Source organism: Streptomyces fildesensis, assembly GCF_016107395.1.
Lineage (GTDB): Bacteria > Actinomycetota > Actinomycetes > Streptomycetales > Streptomycetaceae > Actinacidiphila > Actinacidiphila fildesensis.
The window spans coordinates 98,064-115,827 of sequence record NZ_JAAIKO010000019.1 but is presented as its reverse complement, the minus strand read 5'-3'; the positions used below and the strand labels follow the sequence as shown (position 1 = coordinate 115,827).

Below are 17,764 nucleotides of genomic sequence, written 5' to 3'. Positions count from 1 at the left end.
AGGGTTGACGCCTCGCAATCGTCAACCTAGAGTTGACGCATGACGGGACACCCAGTACGACTCGACGACCTCATCACCCACGTCAAGGAACGGCACCCGGACGGCGACCCGCTGCAGAACCTCTCCGACGCGGTGACCCTGGCGGAGCACGTCGGCGAAGTCGCCGACCATCTGATCGGCCACTTCGTGGACCAGGCCCGCAGGGCCGGCGCCTCCTGGACCGACATCGGCCAGAACATGGGCGTCAGCAAGCAGGCCGTACAGAAACGCTTCGTACCGAGAACCCCCGACGACCTCGACCTGCCGCTCGACTCCCTCTTCGGCCGCTTCACCAACCGCGCCCGCAACACGGTCAAGAGCGCCCAGGAGGAGGCGCGCACCGCGCTGCACGCGAGCCTGGGCACCGAACACCTCGTCCTCGGCCTGCTCCATGAGCCGGAAGGGCTGGCCTGCCGCGCCATGGTCGAACTGGGCGCGCCGCCCGAGGCGGTCCGCGCCGCCGTCAGCACCCCCGGCGGGGAGACCGAGCCGGTGAAGGGCCATATGCCGATCACCGCCGGCGGCAAGAAGGCGCTGCACCTCGTCCTGCGCGAGGCGCTGCGCCTCGGGCACAACTACATCGGCACGGAACACATCCTGCTGGGCGTCCTCAGCGACGAGCAGGACCCCGCCGCCCAGGCCCTGGTGGGCCTGGGGGTCACCAAGGGCCTGACGGAGGAGTGGGTCGTCGCGACGCTCCACGAACTCTCGAAGTAGCCCGCCGGCGGGCGGACTTCGGAGCCCGCCCGCCCAGGATTCGCCGCCACAGGACCCGCCGGACCGGCCCCGCCCCGGGCCCCGCCGGACCGGCCCCGCTCCAGGACCCGACGGACCGCCCGCGCGGAAGAGGTCGTCAGGCCTCCTTGCCCAGGGTGAGCAGCCGGTAGACGGGGTCGGGGCGCGGGGTGTGCTGGCCCGGCAGTGCGCCCAGGCCCTCGATGACGCCCTGGGCCTGGCGCGGGCTGAACTCCAGGGCGGAGGCGAAGTATCCGGCGCGGATCTTCTCGACCGTCAGCGCCGGGGACCGGCCCTGGCCGTGGCCGGTGAAGGAGGTCTCCGCGCCGGGGCGCAGCCCGTGGCCGGCCGCCCAGCCGACGACGGCCGCGGCCTCGTCGTAGGCGTCCGGGATGAGGTGCGGGGCGAGCAGCGCGTCGATGTCGCTGTCCACCCCGTGTGCCAGGTCCTTGTCGACGGTGGTGAGGAACACCCCGCCGGGCCGCAGCACCCGCGCGCACTCGGCGACGACCTCCGCCGCGTCCGGCAGCAGATGCAGCAGCCAGATGGCGCACACCGCGTCCACGGACCCGGTGGCGAACGGCAGCCGCCGGCTGTCGCCGAGCACCACGGCGGGGCCGACCCGGCCGGCGGCCACCGACGCCATACCGGCCGACGCGTCGACGCCCAGGACCCGCAGCCCCGGTCGGGCGAGCCGCTCGGTCACCAGGCCGGTCCCGCACCCCACATCGAGCAGGGTGCGGGCCCGGTCCGGCACCAGTTGGAGCACGGCACGGGCCGCGGCTTCCGCCCGGGGGACGCCTCCGCGGGTCGCGTCGTACCGTTCGGCTTCTACGTCGTAGTTCAGCACACGGGCAGCCTACGGGGAGTCATCAGCCGGCGAGGAAATCGCGTACTCCCTGCGATACCCCGTCGTCCCCGAGCAGGTCATTGTGCTTCAGGCACCCGGCGTCCGTGTTGACGGCGCCACTGAGCGCGACGCTGCTGTCCGGGTTGATGACCTCGTCGCACTCCGACCAGAACGTCGCGTACTTGACGGCACCCGGCGTCTCGTCGCCCGCCGCCAGCTGGTTCTGCACGTACGAGCCGGGCGACATGTCGCGGCACGCCTGGTCCCAGATCACACAGGCCCACGAGGTGTAGGTGCCGTGGTTCGGGCCGCCGAGGGAGACCCAGTGGTCGACGGTGGCCGTGCCGCCGCGGAACTTGACGTACCAGCGGGTGGTCAGGCTGCCGAAGGAGTGCGCGACCAGGTCGACCTTCGACGCGCCGGTGCTGCTCAGCACGCTGTTGACGTAGTCGGTGAAGCGGCCCGCCAGTACCTCGTTGACCGACTGGTGGGTGTCGTAGCCCCAGCTGAACAGCTCGTTGTCGGAGTACCCGGCGGCCTTGAAGTCGGCGATCATGCCGCCCCACACCCCGGGGTCGGCGTTGTAGCCGTGCACGAAGATCACCGGATGGTGCGCGGGCGGGCCGGCGGGCTGGGCGCCCATCGACGCGGGTGCCGCGCCGAACAGCAGGGCCAGGGCGCCGAGTACGGACAGGAGCACGGTCGATCTGCGACGCATGAGACGCATGAACTGCCTCCTACGAGGTGGGGGGATGAACAGGACCGTGGTGCCGGCCGCTCCTACGGGGTGGGGGAGTAGGAGTACACCGACGTGGAGACCATGCAGATGCCCGGCTGGACGACCTCCGCGCGCAGCGTGCCGGTGCGCGGGTCGAAGTCGATGCCCTCGGACTCGAAGGTGCCGGAGCAGATGCTGCGCTTCGGCAGCTGGAGCAGCGTCGTCACCTGGCCGGTGACCGCGGTGCCGTCCAGCGCGCGCGGGAGGTCGACCTGCACCAGGTCCTTGGCGTCGTCGTCGGAGACGCACACCAGGCGGGTGCCGGAGACGAAGTCGCAGCCCTGGATGTTGTCGACCGCGCGGCTCAGGGTGATCTGCCCGGCCTGCGGGAGCGCGCCGCCGGTGCGCGGGGTGGCCGGGTTGAGCAGCGGCGCGGGGAAGACCTGGAGGCGGTTCTGCGTGCCCCATTCGCCGGAGACCAGCCACTGCGCGTCGGGGGAGACGGCGGCGAACGAGTTGTTCAGCGCCTCTCCGGCGTCGAGTTGGTGCACGTACTCGTAGCGCTGCCCGCCGGGAGTGGTGACGGCGTACATCTTCGACGTCGCGCCGTCCCCGCCCTGGTAGGCGTCGAAGACATGGCCCTGGGCGATGTCCGGGTCGCCGACGTGGTTCCACCCCTTGATGCGCAGGGCGATCGGGATCGAGCCGAGACCCCGGTAGAGCAGCGAGCCGTCGGCGCGGCTGGCCACGCCCTCGCCGCCGGTCAGGGAACCGGTGTACGAGGTGCCGGTCTCGGTCCAGCCGCCGGGGGAGGCGGCCGACGCGGTGGATCCGACGACGGTGAGGGCGATGGCACCGGCCAGTACGGCGGCGGCATGGGGCGGCTTGGCGGTCACTGATCCTCCGTCAGATTGACATCTGGGGGCAGATCGTAGACCGGATGTCCGCACGTATCTACCCTTCGGTAACCATGTCCGCCTAGGCTTCCGCTGCTTCTCCACCCACGTTCACCGGGAGTGTTCCGTGAGACTTGCCCGAGCCGCCACCGCCTGTGCCTTCGTGCTCCTGCTCGGTTCCGCCGCCACCACGCCCGCCGTCGCGTCCCCCGCCGGCACGGCGGACGCGGCGCGCACGGCGCAGAGCCCGCAGGTCCCCCAGATCAAGCTCGTGACCAGCAATGTGATGATGCTGTCGCGCAACCTGTACCCGAACTGGGGGCAGTTGCAGCGCGCCGACCTGATCGCGAACGCGGGCTACACGCAGAACGCCGATGTCGTCATATTCCAGGAGGCGTTCGACAACGCCGCCTCCGACCGGCTGCTCGGCAACGTCAAGGGCCGCTACCCGTACCAGACGCCCGTGCTCGGCCGCTCCACCAGCGGCTGGGACCGCACCGAGGGCGCGTACAGCTCCTGGACGCCGGAGGACGGCGGCGTCGCCGTCGTCAGCAAGTGGCCGATCCTGGAGAAGGTGCAGCATGTCTACGCGGACGGCTGCGGCGCCGATTACTACTCCAACAAGGGCTTCGTGTACGTCGTCCTGAACGTGAACGGCACCCGCGTGCACATCGTCGGCACCCACACCCAGGCCGACGACTCCTCCTGCGGCTCCGGCGAGGCCGCGAGCATCCGGCACGGCCAGGACCAGGAGATCGACGCCTTCCTCGACGCCCGCAACATCCCCGCCGCCGAACCCGTCATCATCGCCGGCGACCTCAACATCGACGCGCACGGCAGCGACTACGCGGGCCTGCTCGCGGACCTCGACGCCGCCGCTCCCGACGCCAACCCGGGCCCCGCGAACAGCTTCGACCCCGTCACCAACTCCGTCGCCCGGGACCGCTACCCGAACGACCCGGCCCAGCGACTGGACCACGCGCTGCTGCGCAACGGCCACGCCCGGCCGGCCCACTGGAACAACCGCGTCGTCGACGAGCACTCGCCGAAGTGGTCGGTCTCCAGTTGGGGCACCACGTACTCGTACACCGACTACTCCGACCACTACCCGCTGGTCGCGGGCGACGTGTAGCCGGCGGCGCCCCTCCGAAGGAGGAGTGGGTGCGGCGGCGGGAAAACCAGTTGTGCGGACCCTCGTTCACCGTCACGCTGGGTAACCAATCACCCCGCCGCTCCACTCACCTCCCCGGAGAGCCCGCACCGTGCAGTCCGCCATCACCGTCACGCCCACCCGTATACCCGAGCTGCTGCTCGGGCTGGCCACCGTGCGTCCGGTGTTCCTCTGGGGTGCGCCCGGGATCGGCAAGTCCTCGCTGGTCAGGGCCTTCGCCGAATCGCTCGGCCTGGAGTGTGTCTCGCTGCTGGGCACCCAGCTGGCCCCGGAGGACCTGATCGGCGTGCCGCAGATCCACGACGGGCGGACGCGCTTCTGCCCGCCCGAGGCCATCGCGCGCGACGAGCCGTACTGCCTGTTCCTGGACGAGCTCAACGCCGCGACGCCCGACGTCCAGAAGGCGTTCTACTCGCTGATCCTGGACCGCCGGATCGGCTCCTACGAGCTGCCCGCGGGCTCCATCGTCATCGGCGCGGGCAACCGGTCCACCGACAACGCGCTCGCCCGCCCCATCGCGTCCGCGCTCATCAACCGCCTCACCCACGTCCACCTGCAGGCCTCCGCGAAGGACTGGCTGGTGTGGGCGGGCGAGAACGGCATCCACCCGTGGGTGACGGAGTACCTCACCGACCGGCCCGACCACCTCTGGTCGAAGGCGCCGAAGACCGAGGAGGCGTTCTCCACCCCGCGCTCGTGGCACATGCTCTCCGATGCGCTGCACTCGTTCGGCCCGACGCTCGACGAGGACACCCTCAAGGTCATCACGCACGGGACGCTCACCCCCGCGCACGCCGTCTCCTTCTGCGGCTACGCGAAGATCGTCCGCAACGCCTACGGCATCGACGCGATCATCAAGGGCGACGCCCCCTGGCCGCGCCGTCTCGAGGACCGCGATCTGCTCTACTACCTCGCCGACGCGTTCCGCGGCCGGCTCGCCAAGGAGCTGCCGGACCGCAAGGAGCACGCCTCCGAGGCCGTCCGGCAGACCGCCTACCGCTCCAAGGCGCTGCTCGTGCAGCTCGCGGAGATCTCCGTCGAGGTCGCCCAGACCGTCATCGCCGACGACATGGACGGCAATCCCGTGCTGCCCGCCTGGTTCCTCGTCGAGGCCGCCCGCGACATGCCGCGGCTGGTCGAGGCGCGCCGGTGAAGGCCCGTGCCAAGCGCCCCGACAAGCAGCGGGAACTGGCCGACGCGGCGTACCTGAAGGGGTGCGCGATCGTCTCCGCGCATCCCGCGCTGTCCGCCCTCGACGTGTCGTTCTGCCGGCTGCCCGCCTGCGAGCACCGTCCGGAGCGCGGCCTGGCCGTGGTCAGCTCCAACGGCACGGTCCACGCCCACCCGTACCGCCGTGCCGAGCCGGGCGCCTGGGCCTGGGCGCTCGCGCACTGCCTGCTGCACCTCGGCTTCGGCCATGTGCCCGCCGCGGCCGGGCCGCGCGAGCAGCCCGACGCCTTCGACCTCGCCGCGCGCTGTGTCGTCGTCAACCGCTTCCTGGCCGCGATGCCCGTCGGGGAAGCGCCGGAACACCTGCCGCGCAGCTGGCCGGACGGCGACGAGGACAAGCTTGCCGAGCGCTTCCGCCGGGACGGCATTCCGCCCGCCTACGCCGACTGCGGCACCGCGGGCCCCGGCGAGCCCGACCAGCTGCTCACCGAGTGGATCTCCTGGCGCGGCTCCCCGCCGGACTGGAGCAACGCCCTCGCCCACGCCCTGACCCGTACGGTGTCGGCCGCGATGGACATGGCGGGCGGCCGTCGCGACACCCTCACCGGGGCCCGGGTGGAGCAGCGGCCCTGGGAGCGCGCGCTCAACTGGTTCGTCTCCTCGTACCCGCTGCTGGGCGGGATCGCCGCGGGCATGACGCTGGTCGCGGACGCCGAACTCGCCCGTGCGCACGGCATCTCCATCGCCGCGGTCAGCCCGGAAGCGGCCGAGATCTACATCAACCCGCTGCTCCGCCACACGGACGAGGAATGGCGCTTCATCCTCGGCCACGAGATGCTGCACGCCGCCCTGCGGCACGGCGAGCGCTGCGGCGGCCGTGACCCGTACCTGTTCAACGTCGCCGCCGACTACGTCATCAACGCCTGGCTGATCGAGATGGACGTCGGCGAGATGCCCGCCGGGCTGCTGCACGATCCCGAACTCCAGGGCCTGTCCGCCGAGGAGGTCTACGACCGGATCGCCACCGACCTGCGCCGGATGCGGCGGCTGGCGACGCTGCGCGGCAAGGGCAAGGGCGACATCCTCGGTGAGCCGCTGCCCCGGCCCGCCCGGCCGGCGGAGTGGGTCGACCTCGACGAGTTCTACCGCCGCGGGCTGATGACCGGCTTCGACCTGCACTCGACGCGCGAACGCGGGCTGCTCCCGGCCGGGCTCGTGGAGGAGATCAACGCGCTCAGCCACCCGCCGCTGGCCTGGGACGCCCAACTCGCCCGCTGGTTCGACGAGTACGTCCCCCGTCCCGAACCGGTCCGCTCCTACGCCCGCCCCTCCCGCCGCCAGTCCTCCACCCCCGACATCCCGCGCGCCGGGCGGTACTTCCCGCCCGAGGAGGTGGCCCGCTGCACCTTCGGAGTCGTCCTCGACACCTCGGGATCGATGAGCAGCACGCTGATCGGCAAGGCGCTGGGCGCCATCGCCTCGTACGCCGCGGCCCGCGACGTGCCCGCCGCCCGCGTCATCATGTGCGACGCGGCGGCGCACGACGCGGGGTACGTCCCGGTCGCGGACATCGCCGGCCGGGTCCGGATCCACGGGCGCGGCGGCACCGTGCTCCAGCCCGCCCTGGACCTCCTGCACCGCGCGGACGACTTCCCGCCGACCGCGCCCGTCCTGATCATCACCGACGCCGAGTGCGACGTGCTGCGCCCGCGCCGCGAACACGCGTACCTGGTACCGCGCGGTGCGGTGCTCCCGTTCACCCCGAAGGGCCCGGTCTTCCGGATGGTGTGAAGCCCACCGACGGGCCACGCCGGCCGTCCCGGCCGTGAAATGTGGTGCGGTACGGCGGCCGGGGCGGCAGACTCGGCCGGATGGAGACGTATCTGATCGGCGGCGGCTGGGACGAAGCGGCCGCGCCCCTGGTGTACGGGCCCTTCCTCGCCGCGGCGGGCCCCGACCCGGTGGTGGCCTGTCTGCTGATCGACGAGGGCGTCGGGGCGGCCGACTTCGGCCGGTACGAGGCGGTGCTGCGGGACGTGGCGCCCTGCCGGCCCTACCCCGTCCTCGTGCCGCCCGGCGGCGAGCTGGACCCCGCCGCGCTGGACGGGGCGGCCGCGGTGCTGGTCTGCGGCGGCCTGACCCCCGCCTACGGCGACGTCGTCGCCGCGCACGCCGGCCTGCTGGGCTCGGTCCCGTACGCGGGATTCTCGGCGGGCGCGGCCGTCGCCGCGGACCTGGCGCTGGTCGGCGGCTGGCTCTCGGACGGGATCCCGGTCTGCCCGGAGGAGACCGCCGAGGACCTCGACGAGATCACCCTGCGGCCCGGGCTCGGCCTCGTGCGGTGCACCGTCGAGGCCCACGCGGCCCAGTGGGGAACGCTGGCCCGCCTCGTCGAGACGGTGGCCCGCGGCGATGTCGCGGTGGGCGTCGCCATCGACGAGAACACGCTGCTCACGGTGGACGGCGCGCGCTGCGCGGTCTCCGGCCTCGGGCGCGTCCACCTGGTGCGCGCGGGTGAGGCGACGACCGTCCGGTCCTATCGGGCGGGAGAGACGTTCACGCTGTAGCCCCCGCTCCTGCACCTGAACCGGACATGACGATGGCGGCACCCGAACGGGTGCGGCCATCGGAGCATGCGGTCAGTTGACCGTCTCGGGGTCCGGGCCGATGCGGTTGCCCGCGTCGAGACCGGCGAGGGCCGCCATGTCGGCGTCGGTCAGCTCGAAGTCGAACACGTCGATGTTCTCCTTGATCCGGGACGGCGTCACGGACTTGGGGATCACGACATTGCCGATCTGCAGGTGCCAGCGCAGCACGACCTGGGCCGGGGTGCGGCCGAGCCGCTGCGCGATCGTGCCGATCACCGGTTCGTCCAGCAGACCCTTGCCCTGGCCGAGCGGCGACCACGCCTCGGTGGCGATGCCGTGCTCGGCATGGACGGCGCGCAGCGGGGCCTGGGCGAAGTCCGGGTGCAGCTCGACCTGGTTGACGGCCGGGACGATCGAACCCTCGTCCAGGACGCGGCGCAGCTGCGCGGGGCCGAAGTTGGAGACGCCAATGGTCCTGGCGCGACCGTCCGCCTGGATCTTCTCCAGGGCGCGCCACGTGTCGGCGTACAGATCGCGGGCCGGCGTCGGCCAGTGGATCAGGTAGAGGTCGACGTAGTCGAGGCCCAGCTTGGCCAGCGAGTCGTCGAAGGCCGCCAGGGCCTGGTCGAATCCGTGCGCGTTGTTCCACAGCTTCGTCGTGATGAAGAGTTCTTCGCGCGGCACACCGGAGGTGGCGATCGCCCTACCGGTGCCCTCCTCGTTGCCGTAGATCGCGGCGGTGTCGATGCTGCGGTACCCGGCCTCCAGCGCGGTGGTGACAGCGGCCGTGGCCTCGTCGTCCGGCACCTGCCAGACACCGAAACCGAGCTGCGGCATCCGGACGCCGTTGTTGAGGGTGATGAAGGGGACCTTGCTGCTCACGAGCGGCGATCCTAACGTTGACGTTCATGGGGGTTCCTGGTCCAACCATGTCCTCCGGACCTCCATTCCCGTTCTCCGTAAACGTTGCCGGGATCGCCGGAGCCACCTGCGGACCCGCCGGTCAGGCGGTCGTCCCCAGATAGGCGTCCCGTACCGCCGGATCGGCCCTCACCTGAGCGGGGCTGCCCTGCGCGAGCACCGTGCCGAGATCCAGGACGACGACCCGGGCGCACAGCTCCATCACGAAGGCCACATTGTGCTCGACGAGCAGCACCGCGCACCCCTCCTGCCCGGCGAGCCGCCGTACGACATCGGCCAGCTGCTCGCGCTCCGCGCCCGACATCCCCGAGGCGGGCTCGTCCAGCAGCAGGACCCGGGGCGGGTCCGCCAGCGCGCGGGCGACCTCGACCATCCGGGCCTGGCCCACCGGGAGCGTTCCCGCGTACACCGACCGCAGGTCGTACAGACCGCACTGGCGCAGCACCTGCTCGGCCCGGGACCGGCGGGTCCGTTCCCGCGACCGCCGGGACGGCGCCGACACCAGATCGGCCGCGAGACCCCCTCCGCCGCCGTCCCACTCCTGGGCGACGACGAGATTGTCGGTGACCGTGAGCTGCCCGAACAGCTGCTGGCGCTGGAACGTGCGGCGCAGCCCGTGCCGGGCGCGCCAGACCGGGGAGCGGCCGGTGATGTCCCGGCCGTCCAGCAGCACCCGGCCCTCGTCGGGGCGGCGGATGCCGGACACGGCGTCGAAGAACGTGGTCTTCCCCGCGCCGTTCGGGCCGATCAGCCCGCACACCTCGCCCGCGCGAACGCCGAGGCCGACCCCGTCCAGGGCGCGGACGCCGCCGAACCGCACGCCGATGCCGTCCGCCCGCAGCACCTCACCGGTCACGGCCGGCCACCTCCCCGTCGACGTCCACATCGGTCCTTCCGCCCGGCCCGGTGCCCGCCGGGGCCGCGATGCCGAGGTACGCCTCGGTCAGCCGGTCCGTCTCCACCTCCGCGCGCGGGCCGCACCACGACACCCGGCCGGACGACAGATACGCGACGGTGTCGGCGAGACCCAGCACCTCCGCCGCCTTCTCCTCGACGAGCAGCAGCGCGGTGCCCGCAGCGCGCAGTTCGGTGAGTACGGCGAAGACCTCGTCGACGACGCGCGGGGCGAGCCCCAGCGAGGGTTCGTCGGCGATCAGGACCTTCGGCGGCCGCTGCAGCAGCGGGGCCAGCGCCAGCATCTGCTGCTCGCCGCCCGACAGCGACCCGGCGAGGACCCCGCGCCGCGCCGCGAGCTGCGGGAAGCGTTCGTAGACCTGCCCGCGCGCGGTCCGGCCGGGCAGATACAGCGTCAGGTTCTCCTCGATGGTCAGCGCGGGGAAGATCCCGCGGCCCTCGGGCGCGAGCAGGACTCCGTCGCGGGAGCGCCGCACCGGACCCTCGCGGGTGCCGTCCCTGCCGTGCGTCAGTACGGTGCCGTGCGCGGGTTGGAGGATCCCGGCGGCGACCCGGCAGACGGTGCTCTTGCCCGCCCCGTTGGGACCCAGCAGCGCCAGGATCTCACCGGGCCGGACGGTCAGGTCCACCCCGTGCAGGACGGAGGCCCCGTCGTATCCCGCGTGCACGCCGCGCAGTTCGAGCGCGGGCGGCCGGGAGGTGGCGGGGGCCGCTGCGAGCGGACGGCGCGGTGTGGGCGAGGGAAGGTCTGCCGTGGTCCGCTCGATCCGTGCCGCTCCCTCCGCCCGCCGTCTGCGCAGCCGCACGGAGACCGCCGCGCAGTAGCCGTCGGGGTCGTTGGCGAGGGCGAGTCCGGCCAGGCCGAAGAGGATGACCGGCAGGTGCGCGGAGTCGGTGACGTAGGTCTGGAAGAGATGCGGGACGATCGCGAAGACCAGCCCGGCGACCACCGCGAACTGCGGTCTCCGCAACCCGGCGGCGACGACCACCGCCAGCCAGACCAGACCGGTCAGCGCGGTGAAGTCCGTCGCGGTGATGCGGGTGTTGTAGGAGGCGTACATGACGCCGCCGAAGCCGGCGAGCCCCGCGGACAGGGCGAAGAGCACCAGCTTCGTGCGGACCACCGAGATCCCGGACGCCATGGCGGCGGCGGGCGCCGACCGTACCGCGAGGATCGCGCGGCCGGTCGCCGAGCCGCGCAGCGCGCTGAGCGCCGCGACGACCGCCGACAGCAGCACGATCAGGGCGACGCCCATCGCCCGGTCGTCGGCGAGGTCGACCGGGCCCAGGACGGGGCGCGGGACCGACCAGCCCGCGTCGCCGTTGCGCAGCCGGCCCAGCTGGAACAGCACCTGGTCGGCGAGGAAGGCCAGCGCGAGGGTGGCGAGCGCGAGGCTCCGGCCGCCCAGCCGCAGCGCGGGCAGCGCCACCAGCGCGCCGAGCACCGCCGCGACACAGGTCCCGACGGCCGCCGCCGCGACGAACGGCCAGCCGTGGCTCATCAGCAGCCCGGCCACCAGCGCGGCGCCGGTCACGAACGTCGCCTGCGCGAGACTCACCATCGCGCCGAGCCCGGTGACCAGCGTGAACGAGACGAACACCAGGGAGATCGCCAGCCCTTGGGTCAGCAGACCGCTCCAGAACGGGGTGGTGACGGTGTAGAAGGCGAGGGCGAGCAGCGCGGCGGCCGCCGCCCAGGGCCCCCAGCGCCGCGCCCAGGACGCCCCCGCCAGATAGTCGGGGGTGGTGACGTCCGCCGCGGCCGTGCCCGCCGCGCGCTGCCGGCGGGCCATCAGCAGCAGTCCCGCGAAGAGCAGGAAGAACGGAACGGCGGTGCGGAATCCGGTGATCCGGTCCGCGAAGGAGGCGTATCCGGCGGCAAGGTTCTGCAGGACGCCGAGCGCGAGGCCGCCGGCGAAGGCGAGCGGGACCGACGCGAAGCGGCCGAGGACGGCGGCCGTCGCGGACACGAAGAGGAAGAGCGTGTAGTCGTGCGCGGACAGGCCGAGCAGCGGGGTGGCGAGCACCCCGGCGAGTCCGGCCAGCGCCGACGACAGCATCCAGGCGATCGACGACAGCCGGTCCGCGCTGATCCCGCGCAGCTCGGTCAGCGACCGGTTGTCGACGGCCGCGCGCAGCCGCAGGCCGAGCGTGGTGTGCCGGAGCAGCACCCACAGACCGAGCGCGACGACCGCTGTGGTGATCCAGGTGATCAGCTGGTCGGAGTCGACGCCTACCCCGTCCATGAGCTGCCAGGACCTCGCCGGACTGGGCCCGACGCCCGGCAGTCCGAACTGGTTCTCGGCGGGCTGTACCGAGACCCCCGCGTCCCGCAGGAGTTCCACGGCCCACAGCCCGGCCGCCGGCAGCGCGACGAGCAGCCCGATGGTCGCCACGATCTGCGCGGTCTCTCCGGCCTTCGCCAGCTTCCGGAACATCGCCCGGTCCAGCGCCCAGCCGGTGGCCGGCGCGACGACCACGACCAGCAGCAGCGCCGCGGGGACGGCCGGCCAGCCGAAACCGGAGTGCAGTTCGTAGTAGCCCAGCGCGCACAGGTACGCGGTCGCGCCGTGCGCGAAGTTGAACAGGCCCGAGGCGGAGTACGACAGGACGAGTCCCGTCGCCAGCAGCGCGTAGAGCGCCCCCGACACCAGGCCGCTCAGTACGAAACCCAGCAGGTCTCCCATGGCCACTGCCTTCCGCGGTCGTTCATCACTACGTGACTACCTGAGGAGGGGGTGCAGGGCAGGCCCAGCACCTGTCCCCTACGTGAACGGGATGGCGGGGTAGCACTTGAACGGCACGGCGACCTCGTACGTCCCGCCCTTGAGCCGCACCAGGCTGCCGCAGCCGAAGCCCTGGGTGTGTCCCTTGGGGAAGCTCCGCTCGCCCGCCGGGCTGCCGGTGTCCGAGAAGCTGTCGGCCGCCTTCTGGAAGGTGGCGGTGGTCAGGTCCCGGCCCGTCTTCTTCGCGATGGCCAGGAAGAGGTCGGCCGACAGATAGCCGGTCATCATATGGAGGTTGGGGCGGACATCCGCGCCGCCGACCTTCCGGACGTCCTTGAGGAACTGCGCGATGGCCGGGCTCGTCGACTCGAAGGGCTCGAACTGCACCAGGACGTAGACGCCGTCGAGCGCCTGCGCGGTGGTGGCCTTGGCGAGCAGCCCGGGGTCGTAGTCGGTCGGGTCGGAGAGCGCGCCGTGGAACCCGGCCCGCTTGAGGGCGGTGAACAGGCCGATGTTCTGCGGGGTCTGCATCACGGAGACGACCGCGTTCGGCGCCTTGCCGCCGTTGCTCTTCAGGATCTCCCCGGTGTACGCGGACCAGTCGCTCGGCGCGGCGGCGGCCGGGACCGAGGCCTTGGCGTACGTGACCTTGAAGCCGGCGGCCGTGAAGCCCTGGGTGTACGTCCTGATGCCGAACTTGCCCGCGTCGCTGTCGGCGGCGATCAGCGCCACGCTCCGGTCCTTGGCGCCGCCGAGCGCCTGGGCCAGGCTCTCGGGCCAGGACTGGGTGATGGTGCCGCCGGGGCTCGGGACCAGGCAGCCGTTGAAGCCGTAGGTGGTGGCGGGGCCGCAGAAGGCGGGCAGCGTGCCCCAGCCGAAGACCGGCACCTTCTGCTGCTGCAGGAAGTCGGCGCCGGAGAAGGTGACCGAGCTCATCGGCACGACCGAGAAGACCTTGTCCTGCTGGACGAGCTTGCGGGCGGCGGCCAGGTTGCGGCTGGGGTCCTGCCCGTCGTCCTCCGCGCCCAGGTAGTCGATCTTCCGCCCGTTGACGCCGCCCTCGTCGTTGGCGCGCTGGAAGCGGGCCTTGGCCCCGAGATCGGTGTCGGCCTTGCTGTACCCGCTCGACGAGGTCTTGGAGACGATGCCGCCGACGGTGATCGAGTCAGCGGTGACACCCCGGGCGGACGCGCCGGCCTTGTCCTGCGGGGAGGCGCTGGTGGAGGCGGAGTTGCAGGCGGTGGCGAGCAGCAGCGAGGCCGCGGCTGCGGCGAGGAAGCGGATCGGTCGCGACACGTCAGGATCCCTCCGGGGCCGGATGAGTTCCTGCATTCTGCGGTCGACCTGACGGTCCGTCAATGAATAATCCAACATCATGTGACGATCCATCAGATGTGGATCCGCTCTCCGACCGGCTCCCGGTCGGTTCCCGGTCCGGGTGGCGTCAGCCCCGGTAGAGCGCCTCGATCTCCTCCGGGAACGCCTTCTCGATCGCCTTGCGCTTCAGCTTCAGCGACGGCGTCAGCAGCCCGCGCTCCTCGGAGAACTGGGCGGCCAGGATCCGGAACGTACGGATCGACTCGGCCTGTGAGACCAGGGTGTTGGCGGCGACCACCGCCCGCCGGATCTCGGTCTCCAGATCCGGGTCGTGGACCAGTTCCTCGTCCGGCAGCCGCGGCTTGCCGCGCATCGTCAGCCAGTGTCCGACGGCGTCCGGGTCGAGTGTCACCAGCGCGGCGATGAACGGCCGGTTGTTGCCGACCGCCACGCACTGCGCGATCAGCGGATGGGACCGAACCCGGTCCTCCAGACCGCTCGGCGAGACGCTCTTGCCGCCGCTGGTGACCAGGATCTCCTTCTTGCGGCCGGTGATGGTCAGATAGCCCTCCTCGTCGAGTGCGCCGATGTCGCCGGTCGCCAGCCAGCCGTCGCCGAGCACCTCGGAGGTGGCCCGCGGGTTGTTCAGATACCCCTGGAAGATCTGGCCGCCGCTCAGCCAGATCTCGCCGTCCTCCGCGATGTGCACGGTGGTGCCCGGCACCGGCTGGCCCACCGTGCCGAAGCGGGTCTGCTCGGGCGGGTTGGCGGTGGCGGCGGCGGTGGTCTCGGTGAGGCCGTAGCCCTCGTAGATCGTCACTCCCGCGCCGCTGAAGAACAGCCCGAGCCGGCGCTCCATCGCCGAGCCGCCGGAGATCGCGTGCCGCACCCGGCCGCCGAGCGCGTCCCGCACCTTGCTGAAGACGAGCTTGTCGTAGATCTGGTGCTGCATCCGCAGGGCCGCGCTCGGGCCGTGGCCGGTGCCGAACGCCTTGGCCTCCACGGCCTCCGCGTACCGCACGGCGATCTCCACCGACTTGTCGAACGGGCCGAGCTTGCCGTCCGCCTCCGCCTTGCGGCGCGCCGCCTGGAAGACCTTCTCGAAGACGTAGGGGACGGCCAGGACGAACGTCGGCCGGAAGACGGCCAGGTCCGGCAGCAGGTCGGCGGCGGTCATGCTCGGCTGGTGCCCGAGCCGGATCCGGTGCCGGACGCACGCCACCTCCACCATCCGCCCGAAGACGTGCGCGAGCGGCAGGAAGAGCAGGGTGGACGGCTCCTCGCCCGGCTTGTTCGCGAAGACCGTCTCCCAGCGGGCCACCACGTTGTCCGCCTCGGCCATGAAGTTGCCGTGGCTCAGGACGCAGCCCTTGGGCCGGCCGGTGGTGCCCGAGGTGTAGATGATGGTGGCCGTCGCGTCCGGGGTGACCGCGAGCCGGTGCCGGTCGATCACCTCGTCGCCGATGTGGGTGCCCGCCGCGGCGAGCTCCTCGACACAGCCGGCGTCGAGCTGCCACAGCCGGCTCAGCTGCGGCAGCTCGTCGACGGCGGCACCGATCGTCATCGCGTGGTCCTCGTGCTCCACGACGCAGGCGACCGCGCCCGAGTCGTGCAGCATCCAGCGCACCTGGTCGAGGGAGGACGTCGGGTATACGGGGACCGGCTGGGCGCCGATGGTCCACAGCGCGAAGTCGAAGACGGTCCACTCGTAGCGGGTGCGGGACATGATCGCGACGCGGTCGCCGAAGCGCACCCCGTTGGCGAGCAGGCCCTTCGCGACGGCCACGACCTCGTCGCGGAACTCGAGCGCGGTCACGTCCTGCCAGTGCCCGTCCACCCTGCGGCCGAGCACCACCTGGTCCGGGTGGTCGGCAGCGTTGTTGAACACCGCGTCCGCCAGTCCTCCGACCTGGGGCGCCGTGGCCATCGGGGGAACGGTGAACTCGCGCAACTGGTGCTCCTCGAGCCGCTGGGCCTGTCCGGCGGGCGGCCCGTAAGCTACCTGATCCGCCGACCGGGCGGGAGGGCTTGGTCCGCACCAGTACTTTCGGACATCTGTGCTGGTAGGGCACTGGTTCCCGGTTGTCGCAAGGGAGTACGACCGAGGGCCGGACCCCCGAAGGTTGTCCGGCCCCGCCGATCTCCACCAAATCTGCGCCAACCGGTTACCGCCGCTCTACAGCGGAAGCCGGAGCGGGGAGGGACCCCGATTCCGTCCCGTAAGCCGCTCCCTCGCCCGCCGGAGCGGGCACCACGGGCCGGGCCGCGGGGGTCTTCACGAGGAGCAGCACGGCGCTGAGCGAGGCCCAGCCTGAGCCGGCGTCCAGCGGGCTCTGGCCGAACGCGCCCAGCCCGATCAGCACCAGCCCGATCCCGATCACCAGCCGGTACGGGGCGCCGTGCAGGAACCTGCCGCCCAGCGCGGCCGTGACGAGCGCACGCCGTGCTCTGGCTCACCGTGCGGCCCTCCGCCCTGTCCGCCGTCGGCCAGGCGCTCTCCGAGCACAGCGAGGTCGCCTTCGCCTGCGCGACCACCGGCTCGTCGAACCTCTTCGCCGCCGCCCTGTGCCGCGACACCGCGCACCTCTACCGCTCAGCAAGAAGATCGGAGCGCTCGACGGCGTCCAGCACGTCGAGACCGCGCCCACGCTGCGCCGCGTCAAGCACCTGGGCGTACGAGGAGCGGCGGCGCTGAGTCGGCCGTCCTCCCGGCCTGAAGAGCTCACACGGCCCGGTGCAGCCGGTCGCCCGCCGCCAGGATCGCGGCGGCGAGTGCGTCCGCGGCGTCGGCCGCGTCCGGGGCAGAACCGCGGCGCCGGCCGTGCAGCAGGACGAACTCGACGCCGCCGAGCTCCGGCAGGCCCGCCCGGGCCGGGACGGGGGCCAGGCCCGGCGGGATGAGCCCCTGGGCGTGCACCATCACGCCGAGCCCCGCGAGGGCCGCGGCGGTCAGCCCGCTCAGGGAGCGGCTGGTGCAGGTGATCCGCCAGGCGCGGCCCTGCCGGCCGAGGACGTCCAGGGCGCGGGCCCGCGTGATGCCGGGCGGCGGATAGACGATCAGCGGCACCGGCCGGTCGGGATCCAGCCGCAGCCGCCGGCCCTCGGCGGCGATCCACACCAGCTTGTCGCGCCAGACGAGCTGCCCCGGCCCGCCCTCGCCGAGCCGCTTGGCGAGCACCAGGTCCAGATGGCCGGCCCCCAGCCGCTCGCGCAGGGTGCCGGAGAGCTCCACGGTCAGTTCGAGGTCCACCTCGGGGTGGTCACCGCGGAACCGCTCCAGGATCTCCGGCAGCCGCGGCGTCGCCAGATCCTCCGAGACGCCGAAGCGCAGCCGCCCGCGCAGCCGGGTGCCCGCGAACCAGCCGGCGGCCCGTTCGTTCGCCTCCAGGATGGTGCGGGCGAAGCCGAGCATGGCCTCGCCGTCCTCGGTCAGGCCGACGCTGTGGGTGTCGCGGGAGAAGAGCCGGCGCCCGGTGGCCTCCTCCAGCCGCCGCACCTGCTGGCTCACGGTGGACTGCCGCAGGCCCAGCCGCCGGGCGGCCTGCGTGAAGCTCAGGGTCTGCGCGACGGTCAGGAATGTCTTCAACTGCGCGGGGTCGTACACTCCGCCAGGTTATCGCGGAACGTGATAACAGTCAGAGTGGCCAGAGGGATTCCCGATCGCCATGATCAGGAGGAGGCTGGAGAGGCAACCCGCCCGCCCCGAGGGCGCGGGCCG

16 protein-coding genes are annotated in these 17,764 nt (G+C 72.4%); 6 read left to right on the top strand and 10 right to left on the bottom strand.

What is annotated here, in order from left to right:
- The first annotated feature begins 39 nt into the window (after window positions 1–39).
- Entirely contained in the window at window positions 40–756 is a 717-nt protein-coding gene (locus tag C6N31_RS23865) for a Clp protease N-terminal domain-containing protein (RefSeq protein ID WP_164295610.1), read from the top strand.
- A gap of 136 nt (window positions 757–892) precedes the next feature.
- On the opposite strand, the gene C6N31_RS23860 is transcribed toward C6N31_RS23865, so the two are convergent.
- From C6N31_RS23860 to C6N31_RS23850, 3 genes are read right to left on the bottom strand one after another with little or no spacing between them, the layout of a single operon-like run.
- Complete coding sequence (locus tag C6N31_RS23860; protein WP_164295609.1) at window positions 893–1,624, bottom strand: class I SAM-dependent methyltransferase; 732 nt, start codon at window positions 1,622–1,624, stop codon at window positions 893–895.
- Window positions 1,625–1,646: 22 nt separating this feature from the next.
- Window positions 1,647–2,351, bottom strand: a complete 705-nt coding sequence (locus C6N31_RS23855; protein WP_187145068.1) for an esterase/lipase family protein — start codon at window positions 2,349–2,351, stop codon at window positions 1,647–1,649.
- 53 nt (window positions 2,352–2,404) lie between these two features.
- Window positions 2,405–3,238 carry a hypothetical protein gene (locus C6N31_RS23850; protein ID WP_244809507.1) on the bottom strand — a complete coding sequence of 278 codons (834 nt, stop codon included), beginning with the start codon at window positions 3,236–3,238 and terminating at the stop codon, window positions 2,405–2,407.
- 127 nt (window positions 3,239–3,365) lie between these two features.
- On the opposite strand from C6N31_RS23850, the gene sph reads away from it, so the two are divergent.
- The 4 genes from sph (at window position 3,366) to C6N31_RS23830 (ending at window position 8,146) form a co-directional block, all read left to right on the top strand.
- Window positions 3,366–4,370, top strand: coding sequence for a sphingomyelin phosphodiesterase (gene sph / locus C6N31_RS23845; protein ID WP_138355712.1), 1,005 nt, complete (start codon window positions 3,366–3,368; stop codon window positions 4,368–4,370).
- A gap of 130 nt (window positions 4,371–4,500) precedes the next feature.
- The gene (locus C6N31_RS23840) at window positions 4,501–5,562 is read left to right on the top strand and encodes an ATP-binding protein (RefSeq protein ID WP_138355713.1); all 1,062 of its coding nucleotides are present in this window, start codon (window positions 4,501–4,503) and stop codon (window positions 5,560–5,562) included.
- Window positions 5,559–7,370, top strand: a complete 1,812-nt coding sequence (locus tag C6N31_RS23835; RefSeq protein WP_198358126.1) for a vWA domain-containing protein — start codon at window positions 5,559–5,561, stop codon at window positions 7,368–7,370. Before C6N31_RS23840 ends, C6N31_RS23835 begins: the two co-directional genes overlap by 4 nt.
- 80 nt (window positions 7,371–7,450) lie before the next feature.
- The gene (locus C6N31_RS23830; protein WP_138355715.1) at window positions 7,451–8,146 is read left to right on the top strand and encodes a type 1 glutamine amidotransferase family protein; all 696 of its coding nucleotides are present in this window, start codon (window positions 7,451–7,453) and stop codon (window positions 8,144–8,146) included.
- A 72-nt stretch (window positions 8,147–8,218) separates the two neighbouring features.
- Here the strand turns inward: C6N31_RS23830 and C6N31_RS23825 are convergent, their stop codons facing one another.
- The 6 genes from C6N31_RS23825 to C6N31_RS23800 all read right to left on the bottom strand — a co-directional run bounded on the left by C6N31_RS23825 (window position 8,219) and on the right by C6N31_RS23800 (window position 16,427).
- The gene (locus C6N31_RS23825; RefSeq protein WP_138355769.1) at window positions 8,219–9,004 is read right to left on the bottom strand and encodes an aldo/keto reductase; all 786 of its coding nucleotides are present in this window, start codon (window positions 9,002–9,004) and stop codon (window positions 8,219–8,221) included.
- 166 nt (window positions 9,005–9,170) lie between these two features.
- The gene (locus C6N31_RS23820) at window positions 9,171–9,944 is read right to left on the bottom strand and encodes an ABC transporter ATP-binding protein (protein WP_244809509.1); all 774 of its coding nucleotides are present in this window, start codon (window positions 9,942–9,944) and stop codon (window positions 9,171–9,173) included.
- Complete coding sequence (locus C6N31_RS23815; RefSeq protein ID WP_138355717.1) at window positions 9,934–12,690, bottom strand: ABC transporter permease subunit; 2,757 nt, start codon at window positions 12,688–12,690, stop codon at window positions 9,934–9,936. Before C6N31_RS23815 ends, C6N31_RS23820 begins: the two co-directional genes overlap by 11 nt.
- Before the next feature lie 78 nt (window positions 12,691–12,768).
- Window positions 12,769–14,025 carry an ABC transporter substrate-binding protein gene (locus C6N31_RS23810; protein WP_198358125.1) on the bottom strand — a complete coding sequence of 419 codons (1,257 nt, stop codon included), beginning with the start codon at window positions 14,023–14,025 and terminating at the stop codon, window positions 12,769–12,771.
- Window positions 14,026–14,173: 148 nt separating this feature from the next.
- A complete protein-coding gene (locus tag C6N31_RS23805) occupies window positions 14,174–15,997 on the bottom strand; it encodes an AMP-dependent synthetase/ligase (protein ID WP_138355719.1) in 1,824 nt (607 codons plus the stop codon).
- Window positions 15,998–16,211: 214 nt separating this feature from the next.
- A complete protein-coding gene (locus C6N31_RS23800; RefSeq protein WP_138355720.1) occupies window positions 16,212–16,427 on the bottom strand; it encodes a hypothetical protein in 216 nt (71 codons plus the stop codon).
- Between the two features lie 62 nt (window positions 16,428–16,489).
- On the opposite strand from C6N31_RS23800, the gene C6N31_RS23795 reads away from it, so the two are divergent.
- Window positions 16,490–16,741: an Lrp/AsnC ligand binding domain-containing protein gene (locus C6N31_RS23795; RefSeq protein ID WP_138355721.1), complete on the top strand. Its 252-nt coding sequence runs from the start codon at window positions 16,490–16,492 to the stop codon at window positions 16,739–16,741.
- A gap of 27 nt (window positions 16,742–16,768) precedes the next feature.
- Here the strand turns inward: C6N31_RS23795 and C6N31_RS23790 are convergent, their stop codons facing one another.
- Complete coding sequence (locus C6N31_RS23790; RefSeq protein ID WP_138355722.1) at window positions 16,769–17,650, bottom strand: LysR substrate-binding domain-containing protein; 882 nt, start codon at window positions 17,648–17,650, stop codon at window positions 16,769–16,771.
- Window positions 17,651–17,764 lie beyond the last annotated feature (114 nt).

What these genes read in the sequence shown, in the direction of transcription:
- C6N31_RS23830 (WP_138355715.1), top strand. Translation starts at nt 7,451, where the DNA reads ATGGAGACGTATCTGATCGGCGGCGGCTGGGACGAAGCGGCCGCGCCC.
- C6N31_RS23815 (WP_138355717.1), bottom strand. Translation starts at nt 12,690, where the DNA reads ATGGGAGACCTGCTGGGTTTCGTACTGAGCGGCCTGGTGTCGGGGGCG.
- C6N31_RS23825 (WP_138355769.1), bottom strand. Translation starts at nt 9,004, where the DNA reads ATGCCGCAGCTCGGTTTCGGTGTCTGGCAGGTGCCGGACGACGAGGCC.
- C6N31_RS23865 (WP_164295610.1), top strand. Translation starts at nt 40, where the DNA reads ATGACGGGACACCCAGTACGACTCGACGACCTCATCACCCACGTCAAG.
- C6N31_RS23855 (WP_187145068.1), bottom strand. Translation starts at nt 2,351, where the DNA reads ATGCGTCTCATGCGTCGCAGATCGACCGTGCTCCTGTCCGTACTCGGC.